This window comes from Streptomyces sp. NPDC093094, from assembly GCF_044754345.1.
Classification (GTDB): domain Bacteria; phylum Actinomycetota; class Actinomycetes; order Streptomycetales; family Streptomycetaceae; genus Streptomyces.
This window is the reverse complement of the sequence record NZ_JBIVOX010000002.1, coordinates 561,134-584,773: the sequence shown is the minus strand read 5'-3', so window position 1 is coordinate 584,773 and position 23,640 is coordinate 561,134. Positions and strand designations below refer to the sequence as shown.

The window sequence follows — 23,640 nt, the reverse complement described above, 5'->3', positions numbered from 1 at the left end:
ACACGATGAAGAGCGCATAAGGAACCCACGATTCCTGCTACCGGAGCGCTACACCGCGTGCCCGTTCCGGGCACGCCGAGGGCCCCCTGGACCGGGGTGGTCCAAGGGGCCCTCGACAGCGGGGACTTCAGGCTTTGGTGACGTCCTCGTGCTGGTCCTCCGGCTCCCGGCCGGGCGTCTTGAGATCGAACTTCGTGATCGCGAACCGGAAGACGACGTAATAGACGGCCGCGAACGCCAGCCCGATCGGGATGATCAGCCACGGTTTCGTCGCCAGGTTCCAGTTGATGACGTAGTCGATCAGGCCCGCGGAGAAGCTGAAGCCGTCGTGCACGCCCAGCCCCCAGCTCACCGCCATCGACACACCCGTCAGCAGCGCGTGCACCGCGTACAGCCCCGGCGCGATGAACAGGAACGAGTACTCGATCGGCTCGGTGATACCCGTCACGAACGAGGTGAGGGCCACCGAGAGCATCAGGCCGCCGACCTCCTTGCGGCGCTCCGGCCGGGCGGTGTGCGTGATCGCGAGCGCCGCCGCGGGAAGCGCGAACATCATGATCGGGAAGAAGCCCGTCAGGAACTGGCCCGCGTTCGGGTCGCCCGCCAGGAACATGTTGATGTCGCCGTGCACCTCGGTGCCGTCCGGCTTGACGTACGTGCCGAACTGGAACCAGATGGGCACGTTCAGGAACTGGTGCAGCCCGATCACCAGCAGCGCACGGTTCGCCACACCGAAGATGCCCGCGCCCCACGAGCCCGCGTCGCTCAGCCAGTCGCTGAAGTTCTCCAGCCCGTCACCGATCGGCGGCCACACCCACAGGCACAGCGCCGCGAACGCGATCGCCACGAACGACATGATGATCGGCACGAGCCGGCGCCCGTTGAAGAAGCCCAGCCAGTCCACCAGCCGCGTGCGGTGATAGCGCTGCCAGAAGTACGCCGTCAGCAGCCCGATCACGATGCCGCCGAAGACGCCCGGGTTCTGGTAGGTGAACCCCGCCGCCGTGTCCTCGACGGGCGCCAGACAGCCGACGTTGGGGATGGCCAGGGTGTCGGGCGGACAGTCCTCGGGGAACTGGCGCAGCACGTTGTAGTAGACGAGGAAGCCCGCCACCGCCGCGAGGGCCGTAGAACCGTCCGCCTTCTTCGCCATGCCGATGGCCACGCCCACGCAGAACAGCATCGGCAGACCCAGCGACCCGTCCAGCAGTGCGCCGCCCGCGCCCGCCATGACCTTGGAGACGTCCGTCCAGCCGAGTCCGTCGTCGCCGAACACGTCCGGCTGGCCGAGCCGGTTGAGGATGCCGGCCGCCGGCAGTACGGCGATGGGGAGCTGAAGGCTGCGCCCCATCTTCTGCAGTCCCTGGAACAGGGTGTTCCAGCGGGCGCGCGAGGGACTGACGGCTTCTTCACTCATGGGCGTCCTTCCGGGCGGTTTGGCGACCGTCCGGAAGGTGGTGTAGACCAGTCACGGACGATTGTGGAGCCGTGCCGTCATCCTGAGGCCCATACAGCCCGAACGCTCGCGAAGTTGGGCCAATTGTGGGTTACTGCGACAAAGTCGCTCACGCGCTTCACCTCAGGTCGGATCAGGGAGAAAGACATGGCCAGCAAGGCTGAGAAGATCGTTGCCGGGCTCGGCGGCATCGACAACATCGAAGAGGTCGAGGGCTGCATCACCCGTCTGCGCACGGAGGTCCACGACCCCTCGCTGGTCGACGAGGCGGCCCTGAAGGCCGCCGGAGCGCACGGCGTCGTCAAGATGGGCACCGCCATCCAGGTCGTCATCGGCACCGACGCCGACCCGATCGCCGCGGACATCGAAGACATGATGTGATCCACGGGATTCACCTGAAAGGGGCTCCTCCCACCGCGGGAGGAGCCCCTTCCGTCCGTGCCGATAGGCTCGTGCGCATGTCTCGAATCGACGGCCGCACCCCCGAAGAACTCCGCCCGGTCACCATCGAGCGCGGGTGGAGCAAGCACGCCGAGGGCTCCGTCCTCGTCTCCTTCGGCGACACGAAGGTCCTCTGCACCGCCTCCTTCACCGAGGGGGTCCCGCGCTGGCGCAAGGGCACCGGCGAGGGATGGGTCACCGCGGAGTACTCCATGCTGCCCCGAGCCACCAACACCCGCGGCGACCGCGAGTCCGTACGGGGCAAGATCGGCGGCCGGACCCATGAGATCTCCCGCCTCATCGGCCGCTCCCTGCGCGCCGTCATCGACTACAAGGCCCTCGGCGAGAACACCGTCGTCCTCGACTGCGACGTCCTCCAGGCCGACGGCGGCACCCGCACCGCCGCCATCACCGGCGCGTACGTCGCCCTCGCCGACGCCGTCGCCTGGGCCCAGGGCAAGAAGCTGATCAAGGCCGGCCGCAAGCCGCTGACCGGCACCGTGAGCGCCGTCTCCGTCGGCATCGTGGACGGCGTGCCCCTGCTCGACCTCCGCTACGAGGAGGACGTGCGCGCCGAGACCGACATGAACGTCGTCTGCACCGGCGACGGACGCTTCGTCGAGGTCCAGGGCACCGCCGAGGCCCAGCCCTTCGACCGGGCCGAACTCGACACCCTGCTCGACCTCGCGGTCGCCGGCTGCGCGGACCTCACGCTGCTGCAGACCAAGGCGCTGGAGCAGTAGCACCGGGACCACGGACGGGGGGGGGGGGGGGGCCCCCCCCCCCCCCCCCCCCCCCCCCCCCGCCACCCCCCCCCCCCCCCCACCCCCCCCCCCCGCCCCCCCCGCGCCCCCCCGGGGCCCCCCCCCCCCCCCCCCCCCCCCCCCCCCCCCCCCCCCCCCCCCCCCCCCCGCCGCCCCCCCCCCCCCCCCCCCCCCGGGCCGGGCGGCCCCCCCCCCCCCCCCCCCCCCCCCCCCCCCCCCGCCGCGTCCTAGGGATACGGGCGCACGGCTCACGCCGTGCGCCCGTCCACAGAGGGGGCCGCAAGGCCCAGAGGGAGGGAACCGTTCCATGGCCGCGAGCCGCCGACGCCGCACCACCACCGTCGCCGCCGCCCTGGTGGCCGCCGTGCTGACCACCGGCCTCACCACCGGCTGCGACGCCGTGAGCAAGGCACTGGACTGCGTCGAGACCGCCGACGCCGTCGCCGACGCCGTGACCGACCTCCAGCAGGCGGTGGAGAGCGCGGCGAACGACCCCGCCCAGACCGAGGAGGCCATCGACGCCGTCGGGGAGAGCCTGGAGAAGATAGACAGCTCCACGGGCGACGCCGACCTCGACAAGGCCACCGCGGACCTGCGGGCGGCCCTGACCGAGGTCACCACCGCGATCCAGAACGGCGACGAGACCCCGGACATCAGCGGCGTCACCGACGCGGCCGGTGAACTCACCAAGGTCTGCACGCCGTAAGCCGGTGCGGGCGGGTCGTGGCGGCCCCGCGATACTGGACGCCATGACCCGCCTGATCCTCGCCACCCGCAATGCCGGAAAGATCACCGAACTCAGGGCGATCCTCGCCGACGCGGGACTCCCGCACGAGCTCGTCGGCGCCGACGCCTACCCCGACGTCCCCGACGTCAAGGAGACCGGCGTCACCTTCGCCGAGAACGCCCTGCTCAAGGCCCACGCCCTCGCGCAGGCGACGGGCCTGCCGGCGGTCGCCGACGACTCCGGCCTCTGCGTGGACGTCCTGAACGGCGCGCCGGGCATCTTCTCCGCCCGCTGGGCCGGCCGCCACGGCGACGACAGGGCCAACCTGGACCTGCTCCTCGCCCAGCTCTCCGACATCGCCGACGAGCACCGCGGCGCCCACTTCGCCTGCGCCGCGGCCCTCGCGCTGCCCGACGGCACGGAGCGGGTCGTGGAGGGCCGCCTCCTCGGCACCCTGCGCCACACCCCCTCCGGCACGGGCGGCTTCGGCTACGACCCGATCCTCCAGCCCGAGGGCGACACCCGCACCTGCGCGGAACTGACCCCCGCCGAGAAGAACGCCATCAGCCACCGCGGCAAGGCGTTCCGCGGCCTGGTACCGGTGGTGCGCGAGCTGCTGGGAGGCTGAACATGTAAGGGCGCCGACCTCGCGGTTGCGGCGCCCTTACGGAAAGTGTGCCCGGTGGGACTCGAACCCACGACATACCGGACCTAAACCGGCACCCTCTAGCCAGCTGGGGTACGGGCACGCCCGATTACTCTACTGGGTGGCATCCGCGGCTTGCCGCCGCCTGCCTCCCCTGCACCAGGTGTTTGTGGCCGCATGGCAGTTGGGGCACAGCAGCCGCAGGTTCTCCCGGCGGTTGTCTCGCCAGTCGCCGTTGATGTGATCGATCTCCAGTGTCATGGGGCGACCGCGCCACGCGGGAACGACCCTGCACTGGGCGCACTCGTCGGGTACGCCGATCTCCTGGAGGGCTCGGCGAAGTCGCCTGGTCGCCGTCCGCCGGCCTTCCTCGCGCCGCACCAGGACCTCTTCGGGCCGCTTCGCGTGGGGCGAGCGGCGTCCCCGCTGTTCCGTGTGCCCGCGGAAGTGGGACGCCGTCAGATGGTCGTCGTCGAACCACTGACGCAGCCTCTTGCGATGAAGCTCGCTGTCCGGGAGGCCCAGGCGACGCAGCACTTCCGCGAGGGAGGCCGACTCCGCGACCAGCGCGCGCAGGCGGTCGGGCGCGGGCCGTCCGCTGCGGCCGTACTCGGATGCCGTGCCTTTGCCGTGACCTCGGTAACGGTCCGTTGTGGAGTGGCAGTTGGGGCAGAGGAGTCGCAGGTTGTCGACGCGGTTGTCCCGCCAGTTGCCGTTGATATGGTCGACCTCCAGAGGGATCGTCCGTCCGAGCCAGTTGCCGTCCATGGCACACAGGGCGCATTGCTCCGGCATGCCCGTCTCCCGCAACGCACGCTTGAGGCGGCTGCTCGGGACTCGCATGCCATCTGCAGCTGTGTTCTCGGTAAGGATCTCCTCGGGGGTGCGCCGGCGCTGGTTGTTGCGCTGACGCTCGGTGCGGGGCCTCGGCGTGAAGTGTGAGATGTCGATGCCGTAGGTCTTGATGCGCCGCGAGATGTTCGTGTGGTGTCCGCCGACCACGTCGAGTCCGAGCCGCCGCAGGACCTCGTTGACGCTGGTCGACGCGGCGACCACCGGCTCAAGGATCTCCCTCGTCCACTTGACTCCCTCGCGCTCGAAGTGGGACACGTCCACGCCGAGTTTCTTCATCCGCTCGTGGATGTATCGCCGCTTCCAGCTTTTCGGATCCACCCCCAGCCGCTCGCACGCCTCCGAAAGCGTTCGAGCACCCCGTGCCGCCTCTGTCAAACACTCCTTCGAGTAACCGCTGGCCCCCATGACTCCCCTCCGACCCGACCGGACGTTCCCTGCTCGAACGGATCAACGATCCGAAGGGTGGAGGGTCACGCCAGGCCGGGGCGGAGGGGGTGGGTCAGACGCCCAGGTCCTTGATGATCTTGGCGACGTGGCCGGTGGCGCGGACGTTGTAGAGGGCTCGTTCGACCTTGCCCTCCTCGTCGACGACGATCGTGGAGCGGATGACGCCCATGTACGTCTTGCCGTAGTTCTTCTTCTCGCCGTACGCCCCGTACGCCTCGGTCACCGTCTTCTCGGGGTCCGCCAGCAGCGTGACCCTGAGGGACTCCTTCTCACGGAACTTCGCGAGCTTCTCCGGGGCGTCGGGGGAGATGCCGATGACGTCGTAGCCGGCGCCGGCCAGGAGGTCGAGGTTGTCGGTGAAGTCGCACGCCTGCTTGGTGCAGCCGGGCGTGAGGGCGGCCGGGTAGAAGTAGACGATGACCTTGCGGCCCTTGTGGTCGGCCAGCGAGACCTCGTTGCCGTCCGCGTCGGGCAGGGTGAAGGAGGGGGCCGGGTCCCCGGGCTGGAGTCGTTCGCTCATGGCTCCGAGCCTAGAGCCTGTCCCCGACCGGGGGTCCTGACGGTGCGGCCGCGCGGAGAGCTGACAGACTGTCCGGAACAGCATCAGCAGACACGGAGGCCGTACGGTGGCGGAGACGTCGGACACCAGAACCCCGGCGCAGATCGAGGCGGACATCAAGCGCCGCCGTGAAGTGCTGGCCGAGACGCTCGACGAGATCGGCGTGCGGGTGCACCCGAAGACCATCGTCGGCGACGCCAAGGCCAAGCTCGCGGCCAATGTCGACCACACCCTCGGAAGGGCCTACGTACAGGTCAACCGGGTCGTGACCGACGTCCGGGCGAAGTTCGTGGACGAGGAGGGGGCGCCGCGCCTGGAGCGGGTCGTGCCCGTCGCCCTCCTCGCCGTCGGGGTCGTGGGGCTGCTCGCCCTGGGCACCCGGCGACGCAAGGGCTGACCCTCCCGGGTGGGATGCGCCGAAGACAGGTAGGTTCGAGGCGTGAGCGCCAACAGAAACGACAGTACGGAACACGACAAGCTGCCCATCCGTATGCTGCACGACCGCGTCCTCGTGCGGCAGGACACCGGTGAGGGCGAGCGGCGTTCCGGCGGCGGCATCCTGATCCCCGCCACGGCGGCCGTCGGCCGGCGGCTGGCGTGGGCGGAGGTCGTCGCGGTGGGGCAGAACGTGCGGACCGTGGAGCCGGGCGACCGTGTGCTCTACGACCCGGAGGACCGGGCCGAGGTGGAGGTGCGGGGCACCGCGTACGTGCTGATGCGCGAGCGCGACCTGCACGCCGTCGCCGCCGACCGGTTCGAGGGGTCGGAGGACTCCACGGGGCTCTACCTCTGATTCAGCGTCCGGGCGAGGGGCCGGTGACCGGTGTCACCGGCCCCTTTCTCGTTTCTTTGCTAGATTCGAAGGCAACCCCGACGAGACGCGCCGTACCGGGACCACCCGCTCAGCGGTGGACGCGCAAAGACGACGCCCCCTTGGAAACGCCCGTCTCCCGGAGGTGCTCGTCATGGCCTGGGTTCTGCTCGTCGTCGCCGGTCTGCTGGAGGTCGGCTGGTCGGTCGGGATGAAGTACACCGACGGCTTCACCCGTCCGGTCCCCAGCCTGTTCACCGGCGCCGGCATCGTCGCCAGCATGGTCCTGCTGTCCTGGGCCACCCGCACGCTGCCCATCGGCACCGCCTACGGGGTGTGGGTCGGCATCGGCGCGGCCGGTGCGGCGGTGCTCGGCATGGTGGTGCTGGGTGAGCCGGCCACCGCCGCCCGGATCTTCTTCGTCTGTCTGCTGCTGGTCGCCGTCGTCGGGCTGAAGGCGACCTCCGGTCACTGACCCGTCACCCGCGGCGCCCGTCCCCGCCGCCGGTGATCAGGCCCGTGTCGCCGACGTCGCCGGTGGTGGTGCCCTCGGTCGTCTCCCCGGTGGTGCCGGTGTCGCCGGTGCTGCTCCCGTCCCCGGTCGTCCCGCCGCCCGTGGTGTCGCCGCCGGTGGTGGTCCCGCCCTCGGTGGTGGTGCCGCCCGTGGTGTCGCCGCCGGTGGACGCGGAGCCGTCGGTCGGCCGGATGCTCGGCGGGGCGGGCGTCTCCTCGCCGCGGTCCGTCGGCTTCGCGCTCGGGGTCTCCTCGGCCGGCTCCTCCGTGGGCTCCTCCTCGGTGGGGTCGGCGGTGGGCAGGTCCCAGGTGCCTTCCTCCTCCTGCACCCACAGGTCGAAGTCGGTGGCCTCGGTGCCCTCCAGGGCGTCCCGGGTGAACTGGGCCCAGATCTCCGCCGGCGGCCCGCCGCCGTTGATGCGGGGCAGGCCCAGCGCGTCGTACAGCGGTTCCTGCGCGGCCGTCTCGGGGTTCTGGCCCATCACCGCGACGACGGTGGCCAGGTCGGGGGTGTAGCCCGCGAACCAGGCGGCCTTGTCCTCCTCGGCCGTACCGGTCTTTCCGGCGGCCGGGCGGCCGGCCTCCTGGGCGGCGAACGCGGTGCCGTTGTCGACCACGCTCTGCAGGATCGACGTGGTGGTGTCGGCGGCCTCCCGGCTGATGACCTGCCGGGTCCGGCGGGCGGGCAGCCGGATCTCCTCGCTGCCGTCCTTGGTGATCTTCTCGATCAGGGTGTACGTGCCGTGCTCGCCGTGGTTGGCGAGCGTCGCGTACGCCTCCGCCATGTCCAGCACGCTGGCCTGTGCGACACCGAGCGCGACGGAGGGACCGGCTTCCTGGAGGCCCGGGGTCTTCGCGGGCAGGCCGAGCGCGATCGCGGTCTTCTTCACCTGCTGCGGGCCGACGTCCACGGCCATCTGCGCGTACACCGAGTTCACGGACTTGTCGGTGGCCTCGCGCACGGAGATGTCGCCGTAGTCGGCGTGGTCCTCGTTCTCGGGCGCGTAGTGGCCGTCCCAGCCCTCCACGGGGCGCGAGCTGGTGCCGTCGTAGACCGTGTTGGGTGTGATCTGGCGGCCGTCCTGGGTGGCGGCGCCGTGCTGCGCGGCCGCGGTGAACACGAACGGCTTGAAGGTGGAGCCGACCTGGAAGTCCCGGCGGGTGGCGCCGTTGGTGTACTGCTTGACGTAGTCGATGCCGCCGTACATCGCGACGACCTTGCCGGTCTTCGGCTCGACGGCGGCGCCGCCCGCGCGGACGTAGGTGTCGACCTTGCGGTTCTTCTTGTCCAGCTTGGACATCAGCTGGTCGTTCACGGCCTTCACGAAGGCGTTCTGCTTGCCGCGCTGGAGCGTGGTGGTGATGCGGTAGCCGCCGCGCTCCAGTTCCTCGGCGGTGAGGACGTCGTGCTCGGTCAGGTACTGCTTGATCGCGTCGACGACGTAGCCGCGCTGCCCGGACAGGCCGATGGAGACGGTGGCCTCCTTGGGCGTGGGGAACTTCAGCCCCTGGCGCTTCGCGGCGTCCAGCCAGCCCTCCTTGACCATGCCGTCGAGGACGTAGTCCCAGCGGGCCTCGGCGGCACGCCGGTTCTCCGGGTGGGCGACCACGTCGTACTCGCTCGGGGCGTTGAGCAGCGCCGCGAGGTAGGCGCCCTTGGCGGCGTCGAGCTCGGTGGCGTCGATGCCGTAGTACGCCTGGGCGGCGGCCTGGATGCCGTAGGCGTTGCGGCCGAAGTAACTGGTGTTCAGGTAGCCCTGGAGGATCTCGTCCTTGGTCACCTCGCGGTCCAGCTTGATCGCGATGAAGAACTCCTTCGCCTTGCGGGTGACAGTCTGTTCCTGGGCGAGGTAGTAGTTCTTCACGTACTGCTGGGTGATCGTCGAGCCGGACTGCTTGCCCTTGCCGGTGGCGGTGTTCCAGGCCGCGCGGACCATCGCCTTGGGGTCGACGGCGGACTCGGAGTAGAAGTCGCGGTCCTCGGCGGCCAGGACGGCGTGCTGGGCCTCCACGGCGACCTGGGCGAGGCTGACGTTCTCCCGGTTGATCTCGCCGTCGCGGGCCAGCTGGCTGCCGTCGGCGTAGAGGTAGACGTTGCTCTGCTTGGTCGCGAGCGCGTTCGCGGGCGGGATCTTGACGACGGAGTAGCCGAGGAAGAACAGGCCGGCCACCAGGGCGATGCCGAGGACGAAGGTGCCCAGCACCATCCGCCAGGTCGGCACCAGCCGGCGCCAGCCGGTGCGCCCGGGCCGCTTCGGCCGGCTGTCGCCGGACACCTCTCCCCCCGGCGCCCCCGGCCCCTGCGGCTCGGCGGGTCTCTGCGGCTGCGGCTCGTCGCTCATCTCGTGCACGGACTCCTGTTTCGCGTCGTACGTTCCGGTACGCCTCGTACGCCTTGTGCGCCCCCGGATGAAGACTCTCGCACCCTGCGTTCCGTTCCCGGTGAGCGGCACGCTTTCGCCGGAAAACCGTGTGGCGGCCGCCACTGCGGCCCGGCTAGGCTCCTGCGCTTCGGTGTGCGGACGGATCCTGGAGGGCGGTGCGGTGTGGGCGCGGCACGGTTGTACGCGGCCGTTGTGGCGGGAGGATTCAGACGTTACGCCACTTATCGGGCGGCGACGGCCGCCGGGGTGTTCACCAACACCGTGTTCGGCGTGATCATCGTCTCCACGTACCTGGCGCTGTGGGATGAGAAACCTCACCTCGGCGGGTACGACCAGACACAGGCCGTCACCTACGCGTGGCTGGGGCAGGCGCTGTACTCGACCCTGGCGATCCAGGGCGGCGGCGCGGAGAAGGACCTGATGGCCCGGATCCGCACGGGCGAGATCGCGATCGATCTGTACCGGCCGGCCGATCTCCAACTGTGGTGGCTGGCGAGCGACTTGGGGCGATCGCTGTTCCAGATACTGGGGCGCGGGGTGATCCCGTTCGTGTTCGGCGCGCTGGTCTTCGACATGGCGCTGCCGGCCGACCTCACCGTCTGGGCGGCCTTCCTGGTGTCGCTGCTGCTGGCGATGCTGGTCAGCTTCGGCATCCGCTACCTGGCCGCGCTGTGCGTGTTCTGGCTGATGGACGACCGGGGCGTGTCCCAGGCCGTCATGGTCACGGGCGTGTTCTTCTCGGGGATGCTGCTGCCGCTGAACGCGTTCCCGGGCGGCTTCGGCGAGGTCGTGCGGGCGCTGCCGTGGGCGGCGCAGCTCCAGATGCCGGCGGACGTGCTGATGGGGGAGACCGGGGTCCTGTCGGCGTACGCCTTCCAGCTCGCGTGGGCGGTGGCGCTGCTGGCGGCCGGGCGGGCGCTGCAGCGGGCGGCGACGCGGCGGGTGGTGGTGCAGGGTGGCTGAGACCGCCGTACGGGAGAGGCGGGAGGCCGGCGTGCGCGGGAGCGCCGTACGGGAGGCCGTGTTCCGGTTCAGGGAGGGGGTGCGGGCGTACGGGCTGATCGCCGGGATGTGGATCCGCTCCACCGTGGCCTACCGCACGTCGTTCGTGCTGACGGTGGTCGGCAACCTGCTGCTGACCGGGCTGGACTTCGTCGGGATCCTGCTGATGTTCTCGCAGGTCGACTCGCTCGGCGGCTGGAGCCTGCCCGAGGTCGCCTTTCTCTACGGGCTGTCGGCGACCGCGTTCGGCGTGGCCGATCTGACGCTGGGTTCGATGGACGCGCTGGGCGGCCGGATCCGCGACGGCTCCTTCGACACGCTGCTGGTGCGGCCGGTGCCGGTGCTCGCGCAGGTCGGCGCGGACCATTTCGCGCTGCGCCGGCTGGGCCGGATCACCCAGGGCGCGCTGGTGCTGGGCTACGGGCTGTTCGCGGCGGACATCGACTGGACCGTGCCGAAGGCGCTGCTGGTGCCGGTGATGCTGGTGAGCGGCGCGGTGATCTTCGGGGCGGTGTTCGTGGCGGGCGCGGCGTTCCAGTTCCTGGCGCAGGACGCGGCCGAGGTGCAGAACGCGTTCACCTACGGCGGCACCACGCTGCTGCAGTATCCGCCGAGCGTGTTCGGCAAGGAACTGGTGCGCGGGGTGACGTTCGTGCTGCCGCTGGCCTTCGTCAACTGGGTGCCCGCCGCCTATGTGCTGGAGCGGCCCTACCCGGTGGACCTGCCGCAGTGGGCGGCGTTCCTGCCGCCGCTGGTGGCGCTGGGATTCTGCGCGCTGTCCGGGCTGGCGTGGCGGGCGGGGCTGAGGGCGTATCGGAGCACGGGGAGCTGAGGGCGTATGACCGAGGGATTCATCGGGGCGGGCGGCGAGGGTCCGGCCGGGGCGGGCGGCGAGCTTTCCGGCGGCGGGGGCTTCATCGAGGCCGAGGGCGTCGAGAAGGTCTTCGACGTACACCGCAGGACCGGGTTCCTCCGGCGTGAGCGGACGCAGGTGCGGGCGGTCGACGGGCTCTCCTTCACGGTCGGGCGCGGTGAGATGGTCGGCTTCATCGGCCCGAACGGCGCGGGGAAGTCGACCACGATCAAGATGCTGACCGGCATCCTCACGCCCAGCGGGGGCCGGCTGCGGGTGGCGGGGATCGAGCCCGCCCGTGACCGGGTCCGGCTGGCGCACCGCATCGGGGTGGTGTTCGGGCAGCGCACGACCCTGTGGTGGGACCTGCCGCTGATCGACTCCTACCGGCTGATGCACCGTATGTACCGCATCCCGGACGCCCGGTACCGGGCCGATCTCGACCGGCTGGTGGAACTGCTGGACCTGGCGGAGCTGCTGGAGGTCCCGGTGCGTCAGCTCTCGCTCGGCCAGCGGATGCGGGGCGACATCGCGGCGGCCCTGCTGCACGATCCGGAGGTGCTGTACCTGGACGAGCCGACGATCGGCCTGGACGTGATCTCCAAGGCCCGGGTGCGCGAGTTCCTGCGGGAGCTGAACACCGAGCGCGGCACGACGGTGCTGCTGACCACGCACGACCTCCAGGACATCGAGCAGTTGTGCTCCCGGGTGATGGTCATCGACCACGGCCGTCTGATGTACGACGGTCCGCTGGGCGGGCTGCACGAGGCGGGGGAGAGCGAGCGGACGCTGGTGGTCGACCTGGAGCGGGAGCTGCCGCCGATCGAGGCGGCCCCGGCCCGGGTGGTGCGGGTGGAGGGGCCGCGGCAGTGGCTGGCCTTCCCGGCGTCGCAGTCGGCCGCGCCGCTGGTGGCCGCGATCGCGGCGCGCTATCCGCTGGTGGACCTGTCGGTGCGGGAGCCGGACATCGAGGCGGTGATCGCGAAGATGTACGCGGGGCGGACGGCGGTGTAGCGGCCGATGAGGTGGCCGGGCCGGGTGGCGGCGCGGACGACGATGCGGTGGCCGGGCCGGATGCTGGTCCGGTGGCTGTCCGGACGGTGGTCCGGTGGCCGGGCGGGCGGTGGTGCGATGCCCGGGCCGGCCGGTGTGACGGCCGGGCGGGCGGCGATGCAGTGGCCGATCCGGTGACCGGGCGGACGAGGGTGCGGCGGCCGGTGCGACGGCCGGGCCGGACGGCGGCGACGCGGCCGGCACCGACGCGGTGGCCGCTGCACCGACGAGGTGGCGCGGCGGCCGACGCCGTGGCCGGGCCGGGCGGTGGTGCCGGGGTGTTTTTCTCATGCTCATGATCAGGTGAGCGGCATAGTGTCCGGCGCGCGGACCTCGTAGGCTGCTGTCATGACCGACGATGCCCCGGACCTGCGGGCCTCCGATGCCGATCGTGAGCAAGTCGCCGAGGTCCTGCGGGACGCCCTCGCGGAGGGCCGGCTCGACATGGCGGAGTTCGAGGAACGGCTGGAGGCCACCTACCAGGCCCGCACCTACGGCGAGTTGGCGCCGATCACGCGTGACCTCCCGGTGCCGGGCGGCCCGCCTGCCGTGGTGAACATGTCCAAGCCGCCTGCGGAGCCCGGCAGTTGGGCCGCGCGGATCGTCGGCGGCGAGGGCTCGTCCACGGGCGCCTTCGCGGTCATGGGCGGGTTCCAGCGCAAGGGCAGCTGGACCGTGCCGCGGAGGTTCACCGCCTTCACCTTCTGGGGCGGCGGCGAACTCGACCTGCGCGAGGCGAACTTCGCCGGCGGCGAGGTCGAGATCCGGTGCGTGGCGATCATGGGCGGCATGCAGGTGACGGTGCCGCCCGGGGTCGAGGTCGTCGTGCGCGGCATCGGTGTCATGGGCGGTTTCGACCACCGGGAGGAGGGCGTGCCGGGCGAGCCGGGCGCCCCGCGCGTGGTCATCACCGGGTTCGCCTTCTGGGGCGGGGTCGGTGTCGAGCGCAAGCTCACCCGTGCCGAGCGGGAGCGGCGCCGGCTGGAGCGGCGCCAGGAGAAGCGGGACCGCAAGGCCGCGATGCGCGAGCTGCACGAGAACTTCCGCGAGGACGTCCAGGACGCCCACCGCCGCATGCTGGACGGCCACCGCGACCTCCTGCGGGACCGCCGCCGGGACGACGACTAGCTCCTCCCGCGGCAGGGCGCCGCGAGGGCCTCACCGCCGTACCGGCGGGCCGCCCTCCAGGTCGTCCGGGTCCAGGGCCTGCGCCATACGGGCGTAGCCGCGGTCGCTGAGGTGCAGGTGGTCGCCGCAGTCGTAGTCGGAGCGCAGCCGGCGCGGGTCGTACGGGTCGCGTACGGCCCGGTCGAAGTCGGCGACGGCGTCGAAGACCCGGCCGGCGCGGATCTCGGCGTTGATCCGCTGCCGCACCTCCTCGCGGTCGCCGCTCCAGCGGGGGTGCCCCTTGAACGGCATCAGGGTGGCGCCGACGACCTTGACGCCCCGGGCGTGGGCCCGGCGCACGAGGGTGCGCAGCCCGTCGAGGATCCGGTCCGGGTCGGCGACGTCCGGGTGGCGCAGGATGTCGTTGACCCCGAGGTCCACGACGACGGTCCTCACCCCGGGGCGGTCCAGCGCGTCCCGGGAGAACCGGCGCAGGCCGCTGGGGTTGTCGGGGACGCCCGCCCGGGGCCCGCCGCCCGCGAGCCCGTGGCCCGTGAGGCCGCCCGTGAAGCCGTCGGCGAGGACCCGGTTGCCGCTGATGCCCTGGTTGACCACGCCGAGGCGCGGCACGTCCCGGCCCTCCTCGGCCGCCTCCCGCAGCAGCCGGGCGAACACGTCGGGCCAGCGGCGGTTCTCGCCCACGCCGGAGTCGGCGCCCTCGGTGAGGGAGTCCCCGAAGGCGACGACCGTGCCGTCGGCCTCGTCGCCGAGCACGTCCAGCGCGGTCACGTAGCGCCAGGTCTCTGTCTGCTCGGTGTAGGCGGCTCCGCCGAGGTCCCGGGTGCGCTCGCCGACGGCGGCGTAGCTGATCTGCCGGGCGCGCGGGTGCGAGGTGACGGGCCCGGACGGGGTGGGCGAATAGGTGGTGACCAGGACGTCCGCGTCGGCCGGGACGTGCAGCGCGACCGGGTCGCTGACGACCTGCCGCCCGGCCGGCACGACGACGGTGGTGCGGCCGCCGAAGGCCAGCCGGCGCATCGTCCCGGCCGCGGCGGCCGGGCCGTCCTCGTCCGCGGCGAGCGCGAGGGAGACATGGGTGAGGGTGAGGGGCCGCCGGCCGAAGAGATTGGACAGCGTGACACGGGCACTCGTCCCTCCGACGCTGGTGTGCACGACATTGCGCACCGAGCGTCCGGCGAGCCCCGTCACGCCGGTGCCGGGCTCGGCGGCCACCGGGGAGGCCGACCAGGTGCCGACCCACGTCCCGGAGGAGGCGGGAGCGGCGGAGCCGTGGGGCCGTCCGGCGGCGGACGTGGTCCGGGCGGTGCCGTCGCCGGAGGCGACCGTGACGTAGAGGGCGGCCGACAGGGCCACGATCAGGGCGGTGACGCCGGCGAGCAGTGCACAACCCTGATGACGCCTGGCCATGCGGCGTGTCTCTCCTCGGATCTCCTCGGACAGCCGGAACCCCCGTCGGGTTCCGGTGCGATCACCACATGATGCGTCATGGGGTGCATCTGACAGACGCCGGGAACTTCCGTTCCGTTCCAGGAGTCGGTCAGGAAGGGACAATGGTGCAGTCGGGGCTCATGAACGGGTGGAGTGCATGGACCGTACGGAAGCGGAAGCGACCGGGGCAGCGGGGACGGCCCCGCGGGGGAGCGCCGGCGCCCCGGCCGCGCGGACGATGAGCGTCTTCAGCGCCGCCGACGAGGAGAAACAGCGCGGCGTACGCCGGATGAAGCTCACCGCGACGGGACTGCTGCTGTTCGTCGCGCTGGTCTACGTCCTCGCCACCTGGGCCTCCCACCGGGGCGCGGGCCCCTGGGCGGACTACGTCGCCGCGGCCGCCGAGGCCGGCATGGTGGGCGCGCTCGCCGACTGGTTCGCGGTGACCGCGCTGTTCCGGCACCCGCTCGGCCTGCCCATCCCGCACACCGCGATCATCCCCACCAAGAAGGACCAGCTCGGGGTCTCGCTGGGGGAGTTCGTCGGCGAGAACTTCCTGTCCGAGGCCGTCGTACGGCAGCGGCTGCGGGCCGTCGGCATCAGCAGCCGTCTGGGCGCCTGGCTCGCCGAGCCGGAGCACGCCGACCGGGTGACCGCCGAACTGGCGACGGCCCTGCGGGGCGCGCTGACCGTGATGCGCGACTCCGACGTCCAGGCCGTCGTCGCCGAGGCGATCACCCGGCGGGCCGACGCCCAGGAGGTCGCGCCCGGCATGGGCAAGATGCTGGAGAAGATCGTCGCCGACGGCGGCCACCACAGGGCCGTCGACCTGGTGACGACCCGCGCCCACGACTGGCTGGTGCTGCACGCGGACTCCGTGATGGACGCCGTGCAGGGCGGCGCGCCCGGCTGGACCCCGCGGTTCGTCGACAAGAAGGTGGGCGAGCGGGTCTACAAGGAACTGCTGCGGTTCTGCGCGGAGATGCGCGACATGCCGTCCCACCCCGCGCGCGGCGCCCTCGACCGTTTCCTGTCCGACTTCGCCTCCGACCTCCAGTCCGACACCGACACCCGCGCGCGGGTCGAGCGGCTCAAGGGCGAGGTGCTCGGCCGCGGCGAGGTGCAGGACCTGATCAGGTCCGCCTGGACGGCCGTACGGTCCATGATCGTCTCGGCGGCGGAGGACGAGCGCAGCGAGCTGCGGCTGCGGGTCCGTGCCTCGCTGCTCTCCCTGGGCGCCCGGATGGCGACCGAGCCGCGCCTCCAGGACAAGGTCGACAGCTGGGTCGAGGGCGCGGCGGTGCATGTGGTGACGACGTACCGGGGGGAGATCACCTCCCTGATCACCGACACCGTGGCGGGCTGGGACGCCGAGCACACCACCCGCAAGATCGAGGCGAACATCGGCCGCGACCTCCAGTTCATCCGGATCAACGGCACGGTGGTCGGCTCGCTCGCCGGCCTGCTGATCTACACGCTGTCGCAGGCGCTGGGCGCGTAGAAGGGCCGGTCGGGGGCACTCGACGGGGCGTTCCGCCCGACGAGGAGGGAGCCCATGCCCAGTCCGGCAGCAGCGGCCGCGCCCGGTCGTACCATCACCACGGACATCCCCGCCCGGCTCGACCGCCTTCCGTGGTCCCGCTGGCACTGGACGATCGTCATCGGCCTCGGCACCGTATGGATCTTGGACGGCCTGGAGGTCACGGTCGTCGGCAACATCGCGAGCCGGCTCTCCGAGTCCGGCAGTGGACTGTCGATCACCTCGGCCCAGATCACCGGCACCGCGGCGGCCCTCTATGTGGCCGGCGCCTGCCTGGGCGCCCTGTTCTGGGGCCGTCTGACCGACGTCTTCGGCCGCAAGAAGCTGTTCATGATCACCCTGGCGGTGTATCTCGCGGCGACCGCGCTGACGTCGCTCTCCTTCGACGCCTGGTGGTTCTTCCTCTTCCGCTTCCTGACCGGCTTCGGCATCGGCGGCGAGTACGCGGCGATCAACTCCGCGATCGACGAGCTGATCCCGAAGGACTACCGCGGCCGGGTCGACCTGATCATCAACGGCAGCTTCTGGCTCGGCGCGGTCGGCGGCTCGCTGCTGTCGATCGTCGCCCTGGACACGGACATCTTCCCCGCGAACCTCGGCTGGCGGCTGACCTTCGCCCTCGGCGCGGTCCTCGCCCTGGTCATCCTCCTCGTACGGCGCCATGTCCCGGAGAGCCCGCGCTGGCTGCTGATCCACGGCAGGGACCGCGAGGCCGAGGAGATCGTGACGGCCGTCGAACGGCAGGTGCAGGAGGAGAAAGGCGAACCGCTGCCGCGCCCCGAGGGCGAGCTCACGATCCACCAGCGCAAGAGCGTGACCTTCGTGGAGATCGCCAGGACCGTGTTCGCCAGGTACCGCCGCCGCGCGACCCTCGGCTTCTCCCTCTTCATCGGCCAGGCGTTCCTCTACAACGCGATCACCTTCGGCTTCGGCGCGATCCTCACCCAGTTCTTCGACGTGCCGTCCGGGAACACCGGCTACTACTTCGCCGTCATCGCGGTCGGCAACTTCTGCGGGCCGCTGCTGCTCGGCAAGCTCTTCGACACCGTCGGCCGCCGGGTGATGATCTCCTCCACGTATCTGCTCTCCGGCATCCTCCTCTTCGGCACGGCCTGGCTCTTCGACCGCGGCTCCCTCACCGCCGGGACGATGACCGCCTGCTGGTGCGTGGTGCTGTTCTTCGCCTCCGCCGGCGCCTCCAGCGCCTATCTGACGGTCTCCGAGATCTTCCCGATGGAGACCCGCGCGATGTCGATCGCCTTCTTCTACGCCCTCGGCACCGCCGCCGGCGGCATCAGCGGGCCGCTGCTGTTCGCCAAGCTCACCGAGACCGGCAAGGTCGCCGACACGGTCCTCGCCTTCCAGATCGGCGCGGGCCTGATGTGCGCGGCGGGCCTGGTCGCGGCCTTCCTCGCGGTCAAGGCGGAACGCCGCTCGCTGGAGGACATCGCCCGGCCGCTCAGCGCGGCGGCGGCGAAGGTGAAGGAGACCGCCGGGGCCAGGGGTCCGGCCGGACCCACGGGACCGGCGGGACCGGGCACGGCGAACGCGTAGGGGCGCGGACACGCAGCCGAGCCGCCGGGGCCCGGGGGTTGCCGGAGCCAGGGAGCCACCGCCGGAGACGGGGAGCCTTCGGGGACGAGAGCCCTCGGAGGTGCCCGGGTCCGGTGGCCCTCGGCCCTCGGTGGTGCCCGGGTCCGGTGGCCCTCAGCCCTCGGTGGTGCTCGGGCCCGGTGGCCCTCAGCCCTCGGTGGTGCCCGGGTCCGGTGGCCCTCAGCCCTCGGTGGTGCTCGGGCCCGGGGCGGTGCTCGGGCCGGGAGATGCTCGGGCCCCGGTGGCCCTCGGCCTTCGATGGCGCTCAGCCCTCGGTGGTGCCCGGGCCAGGGGTGGTGCTCAGTCTCCTCGGTGGTGCTCGGGTCCGGGGCGGTGCTCAGGCCCCGGTGGTGGATCCCGGCCGCACGATCATCAGCACCGTCACCGTCGCCCACAGCAGGTTGAACACCCCCGTCAGCATGGCGAGCCGTACGGTCGTCTCCCGCGTGCCCCCGCCCTCGGCGAGCGCCTCCTGACGGGGCAGCACGAGGCCGCCGAGGACCAGCGCGGCCAGGACGGTCAGCACGATGGACACGATCAGCCAGGTGTCGCCGAGCACGCCCATCGCGCTCCCCGTGGCGAACCCGAAGACGGGCACGACGACGCCGACGACGGCGTACACCCGGCAGATGCGGTGCAGCAGCCCCACGGTCTCCGCGGCCCGTGTGTCCTCGGGCGCGGCCAGCGCCCTGCGCGCGGCGGGCGGGAACATGCTGGCGGCGACGGTGACGGGGCCGATCGCGACGATGGCGGCCAGGACATGGACGGCGAGCAGGAACTTGGTCACGAGGCAGGACGCTAGGCCCCGCGCGGACCGTGGAGAAGCGGCACGAGTGCCAGGGTCCGACGGATTCTCGCCAGGACGGAGAGGAAGGAGCTCATGGCGCCGTCCGGCGAGGACACTCCCCTTGAACAGGTACGCAGGAGCCCGGCGGCCGATTGGCGAGAACCGGGTGAGCGCCTAGATTGATGCCATGCACATCGTGGCCGTACTGGCGCTGGACGGCGTCATCCCCTTCGACCTCTCCGCCCCGATCGACGCGTTCGGCTGGGCGCGGCTGCCGGACGGCCGGGCGCCGTACGACGTCCGGGTCTGCTCGGTGCGGGAGGGCGAGGAGGTGCGCGCGGGCGCGTTCACGCTCCGGGCGCCGTACGGCCTGGACCTGCTGGCGGAGGCCGACACGATCGTGCTGCCCGGTGTGCAGGACCCGCCCGAGGTGCTGCCCCCGGGCGTTGCGGAGGCCCTGCGCGCGGCGGCGGCGAACGGCACGCGCATCGCGTCGGTGTGCGTGGGCGCGTTCCTGTTCGCGGCGACGGGCCTGCTGGACGGGCTGCGCGCCACGACCCACTGGCTGGCGGCGCCGGACCTCGCGGCACGCCACCCGGAGGTGACGGTCGACCCGAACGTGCTCTACGTCGACAACGGGCAGTTCCTCACCTCGGCGGGCGCCGCCGCGGCCCTCGACATGTGTCTGCACATGGTCCGCAAGGACTACGGCTCGGCCGTGGCCGCCCACACCGCCCGGCTGTCCGTGATGCCCCTCGAACGGGAGGGCGGCCAGGCCCAGTTCATCGCCCACGACCTGCCCCCGGCGCCGTCGGGCGCGACCCTGGAACCCCTCCTGCACTGGCTGGAGGCCCACTGCGACCGCGACCTCACCCTGGACGACATCGCCTCCCGGGCCGGCATGAGCACCCGCACCCTCAACCGCCGCTTCCGCGACCAGACCGGCACGACACCGCTCCAGTGGCTCCACCGGGCCAGGATCCGCCGCGCCCAGCACCTCCTGGAGACGACGTCCTATCCGGTGGAACGCATCGCCCTCCAGTCCGGCTTCGGCTCCCCGACCGCCTTCCGCGAACGCTTCCGCAGGGTGGCGGGGACGAGTCCCCTGGCCTACCGGAGGGCGTTCCGGACAGGCGCGGGGGCCACCGCATGAACGGAGCCCCATGACCGCCGGCGACAGTGAGTTCCTCAGCCACGCCTCGGAGGTGGCCTTCGACCTCGGCCGTGACCGGTTACGCCTGCGCGCGCTCGACATCCCTTCCCGGCGCATCGAGTTCGCCGAGACCGCGCAGCCCCTGCCGCCGCCCGCGTACGAGCACGGCGAGCCTCCGGACACCGGCCGGGAGGGCCGCCGCACCCACGACTGGCAGCCCGCCGCCGACGCCCCGGCATGGATGAACCTGGCCTGGCTCCTCGACGATCTCGCGGCCTGGGCCGGGCAGATGGCCGAGGACCGCGTCGTCGTGCAGGGCCTCGACGCGCCGCATCCCGACCGGTGCGACCTCCTCCTCCTGGACGGCGACACCCGCTACCGGGTCCGCATCGCCCTGGCCGGACGCGAGGAACTCCTCGACCATCCGGGCATGTTCCTGCGCGACCTGTTCGCCGAGGGCCGCGCCCGCGCCCACCTCGTGCGGGACGCCGGGGAGGACCGGGCTCTGGTGGATCTGCGCGCGGTGCTGTGAACCCGGCCGGGCCCGTCAGCCGCTCCGCGTGGCGCGCCGCCGGGTCCAGGGGTCCGCCCCGCGGACCAGCGGCCGCAGCCCTTCGGGCGTACGCCGGACCAGGTCACGGGCCGTGCGGCGGACGACGGGTTCGGTCGTGGCCCGCAGCAGGAGGCGGGACGGGAGCGCCGTACGGCCCGTCGGGCCCACGGCCAGGAAGAGCTGGGAGTCGTCGAGCGTCCGGGTGGGGACGACCAGGCGCGGCGGGGTTCCCAGCGCCCGTGCGCTGGGACGCAGTCCGGGCACGGCCAGGCGGGACCTGCGGCCCACGCCGAGGAGCTGGCCGCTGACCCAGACATGGTGGGTGCCGGGAGGCAGCGGACGGCCTCCGGCCAGGGTGAGGGGGTCCAGGGCGACGGTGGCGGAGAGCGCCACCGCATGGCCGGCGCCCGGCACGCTCTCCAGGGCCGGAGTGAGGTCCGTGTGGTCGAACCACCACAGGTCACGGGCCGTGTCGTGCACGAGCAGGTCGCCGAACGCGGAGGTGAAGGGGTCCGGCACCTCCCAGTCCTCGGCCCCCTCGATGCCGGACACCAGGTCGGGGTCCAGCAGCAGCCGGCCCCGCCGCTCGCGCAGGACCAGGGGCCGGCCGCCGGAGTGGACCATGCGCAGGGTCGTGGTCACGGACAGCCGACCGTCCTCCCAGCGGACGTCGGAGACGGTGACCCGGGGCCGGATGCGCTGGACCCGGCGGGCCAGTTCGATCAGGGAGTCCAGGCGGCCGTCCGCGAGCAGCCGCGCCCTCAGCGCCGTGATCGCGGGCAGCCCCTCGGGGACGCCCGGCGGGAAGCACTCCTCGGCCATCCGGCGGACCACCCGGAAGTAGCGGTCCAGGTCCTCGCCCTTGCGCTGGAGCACCCGGGGTTCGATGACCGGGCGCAGCAGCTCGACGCGGTAGGAGCGGCGCAGGAGGTGGTCCTGGTGGGCGCCGGGACGGGTGGCCCCCTTGACGGCGTCCACGACCGACCGCAGATGGCCGTAGTACGTCTCGGGCGTCGACCCGCGGGAGCTGGTGTTGCCGCCGTCCGCCCTGCGGTTCCAGATGTAGCAGGGATGGTCGGCGAAGATCGACACGGTTCTGGCGCGTACGTAGGCCCGCGCCATGAAGATCTGGTCCTCCAGCCGGACCCGCCCCTCGGGGAACTCGATGCCGTGGTCCAGCAGGAAGCGGCGGCGGAACATCTTGTGCGGGGTGAGGCTGTCGAACAGCGGGGCGTCGGAGGCCGTGCACCGTTCGCGCGTCCGCTTGAAGACCCGGCTCGGGCCCTGCATGGTGCCGGTCACCTTGCCCAGCACGATGTCGGAGCCGTTGCGGGAGGCGAGACGGTAGAGGCTCTCCAGGGCCTGGGGGGTGAGTTCGTCGTCCTGGTCGACGAACTGCACGTACTCGCCGCGGGCGGCACGGACCCCGACGTTGCGGGGCCGTCCGGGCCAGCCGGAGTTCTCCTGGGTGAGGACCCGTACGTGCGGGTGGCGGGCCGCGAGACGCTCCAGGCGCCGCAGCGAGTCGTCCGTCGAGCCGTCGTCGACGTAGACGACCTCGTACGACTGCGGACCGAGCGACTGGCCCACCAGCGAGGGCGCGCAGCTCTCGACGTAGGCACCGGCGTTGTAGACCGGCACGACGACGCTGACCTTGATCATCCTGCCCCCAGGGAGCGGATCGGGGGTGGTCCGTGACGCCGTTCAGCCTAGGACGGCCGGTGACCGCCCGCAGATCGAGCGGTCACCGGGAGTGCGTGCGAGTGTGATGATCAGACCGTTCGGCCGATGCGCGTACGACCGCTCAGACCGGCGCGACCGCTGAGGTCCGCACGACCGCTCAGGTCCGTACGGCCGGTCGAGTCGGTACGGCCGATCAGGTCGGCGCGGCCGAACAGCAGGGCGTAGCCGGGCGGGAGCGCCGCCAGGAGGCGGTCGGTCAGGTCGTCGCCGACCAGGGGCGGCAGCGCCCCCAGCACGGAGCTGACGTCCCAGCGGGCGGTGGCGGAGGTCGCGCCCTCGACACGGGCCGCGACCGATTCGACGAAGTCGGGGGCGGGGAGGGGGCGGGCGGCCGGGATCTGCCCCGCCACCAGCCGGGCGGCCCGCTCGGGCAGCGCCCCGGCCAGGGCGACACGCTCGTCGCCGGTCACCTGTCCGCCGAACGCGGACAGGACGATCCGGGTGACCCGGTCCGCCTCGGCGCCGGTCGGGTACCGGCCGGCCTCCCGGACGGACTCGACGAATCTGTCCCAGCCGTCGTGATCGGCCTTCGCGGACCGCGGGCCGTCCGTCCCGGTGTGCCGCTCCGGTGTCGTGGTGGTCATGGTGGGGATTCCTCCTCGCCCGGCGCTCGTTCGCCAAGCGGTTCAGTCACCAGATGATCGGCCGCCAAACACACGAGCGCCGACGAGCGGCCGACAATCGGACGTTCGGCCGTGGAACGGCTCGTTCTGTGGACGATGTGTCCCGTGGGGCGGACGAGCCGGTTTCTTCGGGGGCGGACCCGGGCCGGACCCGGGCCGGACCCGGGCCGAGGGCGGGACACCGCCCGGGCGTAGGTTGGGCGCGGGTGCGTCCGCCGGTGCGGCGGCCCCCTTTCTCGGCTTTCCCGACTTCGGCACGGAGGCAGTCATGGACCGGATCCCCAGCGCGGTCGTCGCCGCGAGCGGACTCGTCGGCGGGTACGCCGTGGCCCGCTGGACCAGACAGCGGCCGCTCGGCGGCGTGGTCCTCGCCGCCGCGGGAGCCACCGCGGCCCGGCAGTGGCACCGAAGCGCGGGCGGCCCGGCCGCGGGCGCACTGGGCGCCGCGTACGTCGCCGCCTTCGCGGGGTCGCATCCGCTGGCGAAGAAGGTGGGCGCGTGGCCGGCGGTGTTCGGCGTGGCCGGGGCGATGGCACTGGCGTCCTGGGCGGTGGCGGACCGCCGGGGCTGAGCCGCGCGCC

General features: G+C 72.2%; 23 protein-coding genes, 1 tRNA gene and 2 pseudogenes. 16 read left to right on the top strand and 10 right to left on the bottom strand.

The window, feature by feature from the left end:
- Window positions 1-127: 127 nt before the first annotated feature.
- Entirely contained in the window at window positions 128-1,417 is a 1,290-nt protein-coding gene (locus ACIQGV_RS05445; protein ID WP_402490766.1) for a PTS transporter subunit EIIC, read from the bottom strand.
- Between the two features lie 171 nt (window positions 1,418-1,588).
- Between ACIQGV_RS05445 and ACIQGV_RS05440 the strand changes: the two genes are divergently transcribed.
- The 4 genes from ACIQGV_RS05440 to rdgB all read left to right on the top strand — a co-directional run bounded on the left by ACIQGV_RS05440 (window position 1,589) and on the right by rdgB (window position 4,016).
- The gene (locus ACIQGV_RS05440) at window positions 1,589-1,837 is read left to right on the top strand and encodes a glucose PTS transporter subunit EIIB (protein WP_402491063.1); all 249 of its coding nucleotides are present in this window, start codon (window positions 1,589-1,591) and stop codon (window positions 1,835-1,837) included.
- Between the two features lie 77 nt (window positions 1,838-1,914).
- Window positions 1,915-2,640, top strand: coding sequence for a ribonuclease PH (rph, locus tag ACIQGV_RS05435; protein WP_402490763.1), 726 nt, complete (start codon window positions 1,915-1,917; stop codon window positions 2,638-2,640).
- Between the two features lie 328 nt (window positions 2,641-2,968).
- The gene (locus tag ACIQGV_RS05430) at window positions 2,969-3,367 is read left to right on the top strand and encodes a hypothetical protein (protein WP_402490760.1); all 399 of its coding nucleotides are present in this window, start codon (window positions 2,969-2,971) and stop codon (window positions 3,365-3,367) included.
- Window positions 3,368-3,410: 43 nt separating this feature from the next.
- Window positions 3,411-4,016, top strand: coding sequence for an RdgB/HAM1 family non-canonical purine NTP pyrophosphatase (rdgB, locus tag ACIQGV_RS05425; RefSeq protein ID WP_402490757.1), 606 nt, complete (start codon window positions 3,411-3,413; stop codon window positions 4,014-4,016).
- A 46-nt stretch (window positions 4,017-4,062) separates the two neighbouring features.
- Here rdgB and ACIQGV_RS05420 read toward each other — a convergent pair.
- The 4 genes and pseudogenes from ACIQGV_RS05420 to bcp form a co-directional block, all read right to left on the bottom strand.
- Window positions 4,063-4,137, bottom strand: a tRNA-Leu gene (locus tag ACIQGV_RS05420).
- An 11-nt stretch (window positions 4,138-4,148) separates the two neighbouring features.
- Window positions 4,149-4,601 (bottom strand): HNH endonuclease, encoded by a 453-nt coding sequence (locus ACIQGV_RS05415; RefSeq protein WP_402491060.1) that lies wholly within the window; start codon window positions 4,599-4,601, stop codon window positions 4,149-4,151.
- Window positions 4,602-4,646: 45 nt separating this feature from the next.
- Window positions 4,647-5,294: pseudogene (locus ACIQGV_RS05410) on the bottom strand (HNH endonuclease signature motif containing protein); the annotation flags it as partial.
- 94 nt (window positions 5,295-5,388) lie between these two features.
- The gene (gene bcp, locus ACIQGV_RS05405; protein WP_402490754.1) at window positions 5,389-5,856 is read right to left on the bottom strand and encodes a thioredoxin-dependent thiol peroxidase; all 468 of its coding nucleotides are present in this window, start codon (window positions 5,854-5,856) and stop codon (window positions 5,389-5,391) included.
- A 106-nt stretch (window positions 5,857-5,962) separates the two neighbouring features.
- On the opposite strand from bcp, the gene ACIQGV_RS05400 reads away from it, so the two are divergent.
- From ACIQGV_RS05400 to ACIQGV_RS05390, 3 genes are all read left to right on the top strand, one after another.
- On the top strand, window positions 5,963-6,292 hold the full coding sequence (locus ACIQGV_RS05400; protein WP_402490751.1) for a DUF3618 domain-containing protein: 330 nt from the start codon (window positions 5,963-5,965) through the stop codon (window positions 6,290-6,292).
- Between the two features lie 93 nt (window positions 6,293-6,385).
- A complete protein-coding gene (locus ACIQGV_RS05395; RefSeq protein WP_247615119.1) occupies window positions 6,386-6,688 on the top strand; it encodes a co-chaperone GroES in 303 nt (100 codons plus the stop codon).
- A 172-nt stretch (window positions 6,689-6,860) separates the two neighbouring features.
- The gene (locus ACIQGV_RS05390; RefSeq protein ID WP_402490749.1) at window positions 6,861-7,181 is read left to right on the top strand and encodes a DMT family transporter; all 321 of its coding nucleotides are present in this window, start codon (window positions 6,861-6,863) and stop codon (window positions 7,179-7,181) included.
- 4 nt (window positions 7,182-7,185) lie between these two features.
- Here ACIQGV_RS05390 and ACIQGV_RS05385 read toward each other — a convergent pair whose 3' ends face one another.
- Entirely contained in the window at window positions 7,186-9,561 is a 2,376-nt protein-coding gene (locus tag ACIQGV_RS05385; protein ID WP_402490746.1) for a transglycosylase domain-containing protein, read from the bottom strand.
- A 204-nt stretch (window positions 9,562-9,765) separates the two neighbouring features.
- Here ACIQGV_RS05385 and ACIQGV_RS05380 point away from each other — a divergent pair, with 204 nt between their 5' ends.
- The 4 genes from ACIQGV_RS05380 (at window position 9,766) to ACIQGV_RS05365 (ending at window position 13,639) form a co-directional block, all read left to right on the top strand.
- Complete coding sequence (locus ACIQGV_RS05380; RefSeq protein WP_402490744.1) at window positions 9,766-10,566, top strand: ABC transporter permease; 801 nt, start codon at window positions 9,766-9,768, stop codon at window positions 10,564-10,566.
- 106 nt (window positions 10,567-10,672) lie between these two features.
- The gene (locus tag ACIQGV_RS05375) at window positions 10,673-11,437 is read left to right on the top strand and encodes an ABC transporter permease (RefSeq protein ID WP_402491058.1); all 765 of its coding nucleotides are present in this window, start codon (window positions 10,673-10,675) and stop codon (window positions 11,435-11,437) included.
- 6 nt (window positions 11,438-11,443) lie between these two features.
- Entirely contained in the window at window positions 11,444-12,472 is a 1,029-nt protein-coding gene (locus ACIQGV_RS05370) for an ATP-binding cassette domain-containing protein (RefSeq protein WP_402490741.1), read from the top strand.
- Window positions 12,473-12,859: 387 nt separating this feature from the next.
- On the top strand, window positions 12,860-13,639 hold the full coding sequence (locus ACIQGV_RS05365; RefSeq protein WP_402490739.1) for a DUF1707 domain-containing protein: 780 nt from the start codon (window positions 12,860-12,862) through the stop codon (window positions 13,637-13,639).
- Window positions 13,640-13,669: 30 nt separating this feature from the next.
- On the opposite strand, the gene ACIQGV_RS05360 is transcribed toward ACIQGV_RS05365, so the two are convergent.
- Entirely contained in the window at window positions 13,670-15,046 is a 1,377-nt protein-coding gene (locus ACIQGV_RS05360) for an SGNH/GDSL hydrolase family protein (protein WP_402490736.1), read from the bottom strand.
- Between the two features lie 178 nt (window positions 15,047-15,224).
- On the opposite strand from ACIQGV_RS05360, the gene ACIQGV_RS05355 reads away from it, so the two are divergent.
- Both ACIQGV_RS05355 and ACIQGV_RS05350 read left to right on the top strand, forming a co-directional pair.
- Window positions 15,225-16,568: a DUF445 domain-containing protein gene (locus ACIQGV_RS05355; RefSeq protein WP_402490734.1), complete on the top strand. Its 1,344-nt coding sequence runs from the start codon at window positions 15,225-15,227 to the stop codon at window positions 16,566-16,568.
- A gap of 54 nt (window positions 16,569-16,622) precedes the next feature.
- Window positions 16,623-18,161: an MFS transporter gene (locus ACIQGV_RS05350; RefSeq protein ID WP_402490731.1), complete on the top strand. Its 1,539-nt coding sequence runs from the start codon at window positions 16,623-16,625 to the stop codon at window positions 18,159-18,161.
- A 376-nt stretch (window positions 18,162-18,537) separates the two neighbouring features.
- Here ACIQGV_RS05350 and ACIQGV_RS05345 read toward each other — a convergent pair whose 3' ends face one another.
- Window positions 18,538-18,987, bottom strand: a complete 450-nt coding sequence (locus ACIQGV_RS05345; protein WP_402490729.1) for a hypothetical protein — start codon at window positions 18,985-18,987, stop codon at window positions 18,538-18,540.
- A gap of 187 nt (window positions 18,988-19,174) precedes the next feature.
- Here ACIQGV_RS05345 and ACIQGV_RS05340 point away from each other — a divergent pair, with 187 nt between their 5' ends.
- Together ACIQGV_RS05340 and ACIQGV_RS05335 are read left to right on the top strand one after the other, a co-directional pair.
- Complete coding sequence (locus ACIQGV_RS05340; RefSeq protein WP_402490726.1) at window positions 19,175-20,140, top strand: GlxA family transcriptional regulator; 966 nt, start codon at window positions 19,175-19,177, stop codon at window positions 20,138-20,140.
- Between the two features lie 10 nt (window positions 20,141-20,150).
- Window positions 20,151-20,672, top strand: coding sequence for a hypothetical protein (locus ACIQGV_RS05335; RefSeq protein ID WP_402490723.1), 522 nt, complete (start codon window positions 20,151-20,153; stop codon window positions 20,670-20,672).
- Between the two features lie 15 nt (window positions 20,673-20,687).
- Here ACIQGV_RS05335 and ACIQGV_RS05330 read toward each other — a convergent pair whose 3' ends face one another.
- Complete coding sequence (locus tag ACIQGV_RS05330; protein WP_402490721.1) at window positions 20,688-22,355, bottom strand: glycosyltransferase; 1,668 nt, start codon at window positions 22,353-22,355, stop codon at window positions 20,688-20,690.
- A gap of 215 nt (window positions 22,356-22,570) precedes the next feature.
- Window positions 22,571-23,020 (bottom strand): annotated as a pseudogene (locus ACIQGV_RS05325) (DUF2267 domain-containing protein); the annotation flags it as partial.
- 307 nt (window positions 23,021-23,327) lie between these two features.
- Here ACIQGV_RS05325 and ACIQGV_RS05320 point away from each other — a divergent pair.
- Window positions 23,328-23,630, top strand: a complete 303-nt coding sequence (locus tag ACIQGV_RS05320) for a hypothetical protein (RefSeq protein WP_402490719.1) — start codon at window positions 23,328-23,330, stop codon at window positions 23,628-23,630.
- Window positions 23,631-23,640 lie beyond the last annotated feature (10 nt).